Genomic DNA, 1,339 nt, shown 5'->3' on the forward strand with positions numbered 1-1,339 from the left:
CAGGCTGTTGAAATTCAGCGTTTTCGAGTGAAAGCACTACCTTCCGATCAGCGTCTGCGGCAGATGACTTGTTTGGTTGGCACTTGAAGCAGCCTTGCAGTGCGAGCAATCGCTCGCCAAGGCTGTCTGTTGCGCCTATCGGCTCGCCGCTGCCCCCATCGCACTGAATATCCGCGCCATCCGCACGATGTTGCTGGCCGTCATCGTCAGCTTGAAGTGCTGGTCTACCCGCTCAATGCCACGGTAAACCGTCTGGCGGATGCGCCCCACCGTTTTGCCCCAACCGAAGTGCTCCTCGATGCGCTTTCGAATGGTCTGGCTGATTGCATAGCCCGTATGGCGTGTCGTTCTGCCGTCGATGGCACTTCCACCCCAGCGGGTGCTGTGACTGGCTACATGGGGAGTAACGCACCGCTGGCGGCACGCCTGCACGAAGTCACGGGTGTCATAGGCCTTGTCTGCTGCAACCGTTCGCGGGTGCCTGCCTGGCAACGTATCGAGCATTGCCAGCGCGGCCGCGCGCTCGCCATAGCCATCAGCATGCGTGACCACGGCGCCGACCACCAATCCTGAACGGTGCTCCATCAGCACGTGACCCTGGTAGGCCAGGATGGCCGCTGAGTTCTGGCTCTTCCTGAACAGCCGGGAGTCGGGGTCAGTAGTGCTGGCATGGGTGGCGTTGCTGCGTGGCTTGCCGTGCCAGTTGGCCGGCGCATTGCGTCCGGGCCCTGCACCGGGATCGCCATCGTTGTCGCTGCAGTCCTTGGGGGTGAAACTCTTGTGGCTGGCCCAAGCCTGGATCAGGGTGCCATCCACCGAGAAGTGGTCTTTGCTGAGCAGCTTGCGTTTGTCTGCCAGAGTCATCACCTCGGTGAAGAAGTTCTCCACCACCCGGTGCTCCAACAGCCTGTCGCGGTTCTTGGAGAAACTGGAGTGATCCCACACCTCGTCGTCGATGGCCAGACCAATGAACCAGCGGTACAGCAGGTTGTAGCGGATCTGCTCGACCAACTGGCGCTCGCTGCGCACCGAGAAGAACACCTGGATGAGCATGGCGCGCAACAGCTTCTCGGGGGCGATGGAGGCGCGGCCCGTGTCCGCGTAGATGGTGTTGAACAGACCGTTCAGACGCACCAGCGCTTCGTTGATCAGGCTACGGATCGGTCGCAATGGGTGATCTGCTGGTACGAAGTCTTCCAGCTTGGCCACTGTGAACAATGACTCCTGCATCGCGTCTGAACCTCGCATCGTCTGGACTCCTTGTTGAGCGAGCAGTCAGTATCTACAACGATGCTCCTGAATGCCAGGTTTTATGGGAGCGAAATTCAACAGCCTGCTA

General features: G+C 60.1%; 1 protein-coding gene. It reads right to left on the bottom strand.

Annotation, left to right across the window (positions count from 1 at the left end; genetic code table 11):
• Positions 1 to 135: 135 nt before the first annotated feature.
• Entirely contained in the window at positions 136 to 1,248 is a 1,113-nt protein-coding gene (locus L0977_RS25305; protein WP_234267689.1) for an IS5 family transposase, read from the bottom strand.
• Positions 1,249 to 1,339 lie beyond the last annotated feature (91 nt).

Origin of the sequence: Hydrogenophaga sp. NFH-34 (assembly GCF_021401345.1) — a bacterium.
Lineage (GTDB): Bacteria > Pseudomonadota > Gammaproteobacteria > Burkholderiales > Burkholderiaceae_C > Hydrogenophaga > Hydrogenophaga electricum.